The 6,228-nt window shown below is 51.1% G+C and carries 6 protein-coding genes; 1 reads left to right on the forward strand and 5 read right to left on the reverse strand.

Features of this window, described 5'->3' with window-relative positions; all coding sequences use genetic code 11:
• On the forward strand, positions 1-630 hold a 630-nt coding region (locus tag JF818_RS14095), incomplete at its 5' end, for a shikimate dehydrogenase (protein ID WP_198892614.1).
• A 1-nt stretch (position 631) separates the two neighbouring features.
• Here the strand turns inward: JF818_RS14095 and JF818_RS14100 are convergent.
• From JF818_RS14100 to JF818_RS14120, 5 genes are all read right to left on the reverse strand, one after another.
• Positions 632-2,533 (reverse strand): helicase-associated domain-containing protein, encoded by a 1,902-nt coding sequence (locus JF818_RS14100; protein ID WP_198892615.1) that lies wholly within the window; start codon positions 2,531-2,533, stop codon positions 632-634.
• Positions 2,521-4,182 (reverse strand): DNA repair helicase XPB, encoded by a 1,662-nt coding sequence (locus tag JF818_RS14105; protein ID WP_198892616.1) that lies wholly within the window; start codon positions 4,180-4,182, stop codon positions 2,521-2,523. Before JF818_RS14105 ends, JF818_RS14100 begins: the two co-directional genes overlap by 13 nt.
• Complete coding sequence (gene aroC, locus JF818_RS14110) at positions 4,182-5,231, reverse strand: chorismate synthase (RefSeq protein ID WP_198892617.1); 1,050 nt, start codon at positions 5,229-5,231, stop codon at positions 4,182-4,184. The genes JF818_RS14105 and aroC overlap by 1 nt, the downstream gene beginning before the upstream one ends.
• A gap of 1 nt (position 5,232) precedes the next feature.
• Positions 5,233-5,760, reverse strand: a complete 528-nt coding sequence (locus JF818_RS14115; protein ID WP_198892618.1) for a shikimate kinase — start codon at positions 5,758-5,760, stop codon at positions 5,233-5,235.
• A 2-nt stretch (positions 5,761-5,762) separates the two neighbouring features.
• The coding region (locus JF818_RS14120; RefSeq protein WP_233067920.1) for a hypothetical protein at positions 5,763-6,228 on the reverse strand (466 nt) is incomplete at its 5' end.

Below are 6,228 nucleotides of genomic sequence, written 5' to 3' on the forward strand. Positions count from 1 at the left end.
ATCCATGGATTCTCGGTAACCGTTCCCCATAAGCGGAGCGTGCAACCCTACTTGGGCCGTATCACCCGTGAAGTGAAGCAAATTGGTTCATGCAATACAGTGGTCAGGATCCAGAACATGTGGAAAGGGATCAACACTGATTACTATGGATTCCTTGCTCCGATCGATGACCTTATCGCGCAAGGGGATATCAGGAATGCTTTGGTAATCGGTGCCGGTGGTGCGAGTAGGGCGGTTGTATGGGCCCTGCACAACCATGATGTAAAGGTCACCATCCTCAACAGGAGCATCGAACATGCCAGAACCTTGGCGAATGAGACGATGAGTGCCTACGATACCCTGGATAATGCCCACCTCTACAGTGAGACGGTGGATCTGGTGGTACAGACAACCAATGTAGGGATGGGGGACCTGGAAGGCCAGGAGCCTTGCCCTTCCCTGCAGTTCTCTGGTAAGGAAATTGTATACGAACTTGTCTATAAACCAGAGGAGACAGCCTTTCTTAAGCGGGCCAAGGGGGCAGGTTGTACCATCATCGCTGGAAAACAGATGCTGATGGAGCAGGGAAAGCTACAGTTTGAGGCATTCACTGGATACCACTACCCACACTGGGTGACGGTAGCACTCTGACTTAAGCAAAATGAAATCTGACAAGACGAATCAGGAATAGCTTGCTCACCGGCAGGATCTTTACCTCCATCGAGGGCATAACCGCTGCCTTGAGCAGTGCCTCCTTCTGGGGTGTGAAGGCGAGTTCCAGTGCCTGGACAATCAGTTCCTGGTCGGGGAGTTGCAGTTCCAGAAGGATGTCCTTCTTTCCTGCTGCCTGCTTGCAGAGACTTACCTTGCCCTGGTAGTCGAATCCTCCAGCCTCAAGGATTGGGTTGAGCACCTGGGGCACAATCTGGGAAGGAAGGAGTATGATCCTGCTCTGGAAGCGATGTTCAAGGTCTTCACGTTCGGCCTTTGAAAGATCCGCCTTCGCTATGGCTTGCCTCAATGATTCATCCAGGGGTGCTTTCTCCACGGGTTTCCTGGGATGGCATGGAAGGGTGGCAATCTGTCTCAATGTTGCAGCTCTTCCAATTCGTTCCCGCAATATAGGATGCTCTTTCTTTTCCAGAATTTCGATTCTGTCGAAGCTCTTGGTGGCACCGACCAACTGACCGGCATTCTTCAACACCTGCCTCCAGGTATCCTCACTATCCCTGCGCATGATGAAGATGGTAGGGGAGAGTGTGGCAAGACGATGCTCTGAAAGAGAAGGCAGATTGTGAACAAGATTTGCAGTGCGCTCATCACAGGAGAGAACCAGCCCGTCGTAGATGGTCACGTTCTGGTAACGCTCACTGAGCATTTCTAGTTGCTTGGACAGGGAGGTGTTCATCCCCCTTGTGCTGTTTGCCTGCAGATACTCCCTGATCTGAGGGTAATCCAATGAGGAATCAAACGCCCCCAGCACACTCTCCTTGGTAATATGATATTTTCTTTGATGGTCCAACACTTCAAGGTAAGCAAACCTATAGAGAATATCCCCTGCAGGTGAATTTCCTTGGTAGCTGATGGTCTGGTCGCTGTCTATGAGCAGTCCTGTTCGCTGGCTCTCATTGCTGATGGCAGAGACCTGCCAGTTTTCATCCAGGGTCAAGACTCCCCAGGTGGAGAGTTCGTTGAGCAGGGAAGCGGTGTAGGTAATCTGGTAGCGAATGCATAGTCCCTTGATCAGGAGCTTGAGTGAGGTGGTATCACAACCTCCAAGAGTCTGCAGGGTCGAGAGAAGTGCATTGACAAATTCCAAGGGGGCCGTGCCTTCGAGGTTCCTGGAAAGCAGGAGCGAGAGTAGCTGATAATCTGAAAGAGAGAGCAATGCCTCTGTTTTCTGCCAATCAAGGGTACAACGCCGTGCATTTCTCCGTATCACACCCATCTCAGTGAGATAATCGCCCAGCGCTTCATACATTTCCTTGAGCCGATCACGTTCATAGGTGGGGAAATGCTGGCAGGTTCCCTCATTGAAGAGGCATTTGCCTTCCTTGGCCACCAACGAGAAAAAACCACGGAGAAACTCAGTGGAGCAGTATGGTTTTTCCGCACATGGCAGCTCCTTTTCTCCAAACAGGGGAATGAGCGAGCAGTACTGCAGCAATTCCTCTTCCAGAAGTGGGTTGAAAACCAATCTCCCTGCATCGCTGAGCAGTATCAGGCGCTCCTGCAGGTTTCCTACCCGCCTTAGGAGATTTCCATAGCTGAATGAACCTTTGAGCAGAGATGTGACCTGCTCCACTGTGAGCGGTCCAAACGTGGCGACCAAGCTCAGGATTACCTGATCAAAGGAGTCCAGCATTGAAAGGGTCTTCTGCACCATAGATTCCTGGCTGAACAACTGACAGAGCCTCGCTGTCAGCTGTGGTTTGTGGAAAGGCGACTGGAGCTTCCCCATGTAATTACGTGCCAGGTAAAAATAGGTGTCTTCACTATAACGACTCAGTAATGTCTTGAACGCTTCTTGTGCTCTTTCACTCACGTGTCCCATACCTCTATCTCATAGGAATAGCCTTGCTCGGCAAGGAATTTCTGACGATTGGCGGCAAACTCTTCCTCACTTGAGTACCGTGTTACCACAGAATAGAAAAAGGAGGAGCGGTTCTTTGGCCTGAGAATCCTTCCCAGTCGTTGTGCTTCCTCACTTCTCGACCCAAAGGTTCCGCTGACCTGGATGGCAACCGAGGCATCAGGAAGGTCGATAGCAAAGTTTGCTACTTTGCTGACAACCAGGATACGTTGTTTTCCTTCCCTGAAATCCCTATACAACTCTTCCCGTTTTATGTTTGGGGTACTCCCGGTAATGATCGGCAGCCCAAAATGGTTGGCGATGCCCTTGAGTTGGTCGAGATACTGGCCGATGATGAGAATGAAATCGTCGGGATGCCTGTCAACCAAAGCCTGCACCACTTCCAGCTTTCTCTTGTTCTCACTGGCGATACGGTACTTTTCCCGTTTTGTCCCTACGGCATAGGGAATCTCATCCTCCTGGGGAAGGTCGATCCTTACTTCATGGCAATATGCTTCAGCGATAAATCCCTGCTGCTGCAACTCATTCCAGGGAACATCAAAACGCTTTGGACCAACAAGGCTGAAAACCTCGTCCTCACGACCATCTTCCCTTACCAGTGTTGCCGTGAGTCCTACACGATAGACAGCCTGCAACTCTGCGGTGACCTTGAATACCGGGGCTGGAAGCATATGTACCTCATCATAGATGATCAAACCCCAATTCCCCTTGGTAAGTAGTTCAAGATGTGGAAAAGGCCCTTCCTTGTCCGGTCTGTAGGTGAGCACCTGGTAGGTACACACTATGATATCCTTGCTTTCCTTCTTGTCACCGGTATATTCCCCTACTTGGTCCTTTGTTAGGGTGGTCTTGTCCAGTATCTCACTGATCCACTGGTGAACTGCGGCCACATTGGTTGTGACCACCAAGGTCTTGGTGGTGAGCCTTTCCATGATATGCATTCCCACCACTGTCTTTCCTGAACCACAGGGAAGGACTATGGTCCCGAACCCACTGCCGGGACCGAGGTCACCGAGCAAGGCATCGGCTGCCTGCCTTTGGTAGGGGCGTACGGAAAATGGCTTGCCATCCTGGGTGGTTTCCCTGAGTGTGAAGGGCAGCTTGGGACCATGTTTCAAGGGAATCCTGTCATCAACAGGATACCCGATCTTGATCAGTTGGAGCTTGATCTCTCCGCGATTGTACGCTTCAAGGAGAAACCGTGATTCATCCTTTACCACCAACAGTTTTGCAATGGCTTGCCTGCTCAGCAATTCCGTCCTGATGCGTTTATTCTCAACCCATAGCTCATAGTAGCGAGGATCTTCACTGCCTGAGAGAATGACCTTTCCCCAACGCGTCCCCATATCCTCAATATAAAAACGCACCGATTCCGGTACCGGGAACTTTGACCAGAAATCAAGGCGTGAGAGAATGAAGGATGCATCCACCCCGCAGCTTGAGGCATTCCAGAGGCTGATTGCGCTCAAGGCATAGGTATGCATATGCTCAGGGCTCTTGATCAGCTCGCAGAACCGGACAAGGTCGTTTCGGCATGCCTCGCTCTGTTCATGGTGAACATCAAGAAGCAGGGTTTTATCACTCTGTACAATAAGTGGGGTATCTCTCATCATGCCTTCCCAAATGCAGTGTAATAAAGGTCAAGCAGGGTGATTGCGACCATTGATTCGATGACCACCACAGCACGACTGCAGATGCAAGGGTCATGACGCCCTTCAATTTCCAAGTTGGTGGTCTCATTGTCCTTGGTGACCGTCTGCTGGGATTTTCCAATGGATGCCGTTGGCTTGATTGCTGCCTGCAGTATGATCTCCTGCCCTGAGGAGATGCCGCCAAGGATACCCCCTGCATGGTTGGAGAGAAAACCATCACTGGTCCTCTGGTCGTTGAACTGGCTGCCACGCATGGATGCACAGGCAAATCCATCGCCGAACTGGATTCCTTTGACAGCTCCGATGCTCATCACGGCATGGCTGATCAATGCTTCAAGTTTTCCGAACACTGGTTCACCCAGTCCTGGCCTCACTCCTTCTACCCGGCATTCAATGATTCCACCAATGCTATCTTTTTCACTTCTTACCTGTTCAATGAGAGATACCATCGATTGTGCAGCATCTTTGTCCGGGCAGGAGAGGGGATTATCTGTCTCAGCCCAATCTCTCTTGTGTGCAACGATATCTCCCACCTGTACGGTGCCTGCCTTGATGGTGATGCCACGTTTGGCAAGGAGCTGCTTAGCCAAGGCCCCGGCTGCAACCCTGGCGCTGGTCTCTCTTCCGCTTGATCGTCCCCCTCCGCGGATATCCCTGATCCCATACTTCTGGAAGAAGGTCCAGTCTGCGTGGCCTGGACGGAATACATTTTCAAGGTGGGAGTAATCAGCTGAGCGTTGATTGGTGCTGTAGAGAATCATGGCAATCGGGGTGCCGGTCGTGACACCCTCATAGAGACCACTGAGAATGGTCAGCTTATCGATTTCATTTCGTTCGGTGCCTGTTGGGTTTGCTCCTGGCCTACGGCGGTCCATCTCTCTTTGGATGGCCTCCTCATCAATCCTGAAGCCGGGTTCGACCCCATCGATGATAACTCCCAAAGCAGGTCCATGTGACTCACCAAATGTGGTGACGGTATATGCTGTGCCAAAACTGTTGTGCCCCATATCAAACCTCGATTTTCAGTGTTTCAACAAGGAAGTGCGCCGTATCGCGGACGTCCGGGTAATTTGGTAATCGTACCATGATGTCACAAATGTTGCTATAGCGTGCATGTCTCCTCTCATAGAGTGAAGCGAAGGAAGACGCAGGATCTGAAGGATCGAGAAAGGGAGGAACCCCTCCCGCCAGGATCCTCTGTAGGAGGACCGGTTCCTTCACTTCCAGATATACAAGCTTCCCTGATTGCTTGATCACATCGATCAGGGCCTGGTTGTCCGAGGTTCCTCCCCCAAGGCTGATGATGTATGGGGTTTCTCTCGTGTTGAGAAATGCCTTGAGTGCCCTCACTTCCTCTTCCATGAAAGCTTTTTTGCCTGCTTCCTGATAGAATTCACGGATGGAGCGGTATGGAGCAATGCCCTGGAGAACCAAGTCATCCAGATCGACCCAGGAGTATCCCAATGCTTGGGCGGCAAGCTTTCCCAGCGTGGATTTGCCGCTGTGTTTGATTCCGCAAAAGTAGAGGTGTTTCATATTCATCTCTGGTCAAACAGGTCAGTCCAGGTGGAACTGTACGCATCCAGAACGGGAGCTGAGGCGGGAGCCTTGGTGTAGTATTGTCTCCTGCGTTTTTCCTTTCTGCCCTGGATCATCATCTCAACAGCCATCTGGTAGCGTGCTTCATGGAGGTTCTTTCTTACCTGTTCTTCATAGTGGTTCACCCTGATGGTTTTCTTCAGGGCGAAGTGGAAGGTGACAATCATGGCGTACCAGAACAGTGAGAGCAAGAGCGGTTGTAGGTCAAGATAGGAGTAGGGAAGGCTCACCTGAGCAGCATTGCTTGCAACCTGATACAGGTTGAGAGCATTGGGCCAGAGAATGAAAAAGGTGAGAAAGAGCGGCACAATCCAATAGAGTCCCTGTCGTGAGAAAAGGAAACGCAGACAGGCTGCGAATGCAAGGAAGTTCAAGAGCAGGCAAACCAAAGGCAGTGCATAGATT

Origin of the sequence: Sphaerochaeta sp. S2, assembly GCF_016406725.1 — a bacterium.
Classification (GTDB): domain Bacteria; phylum Spirochaetota; class Spirochaetia; order Sphaerochaetales; family Sphaerochaetaceae; genus Sphaerochaeta.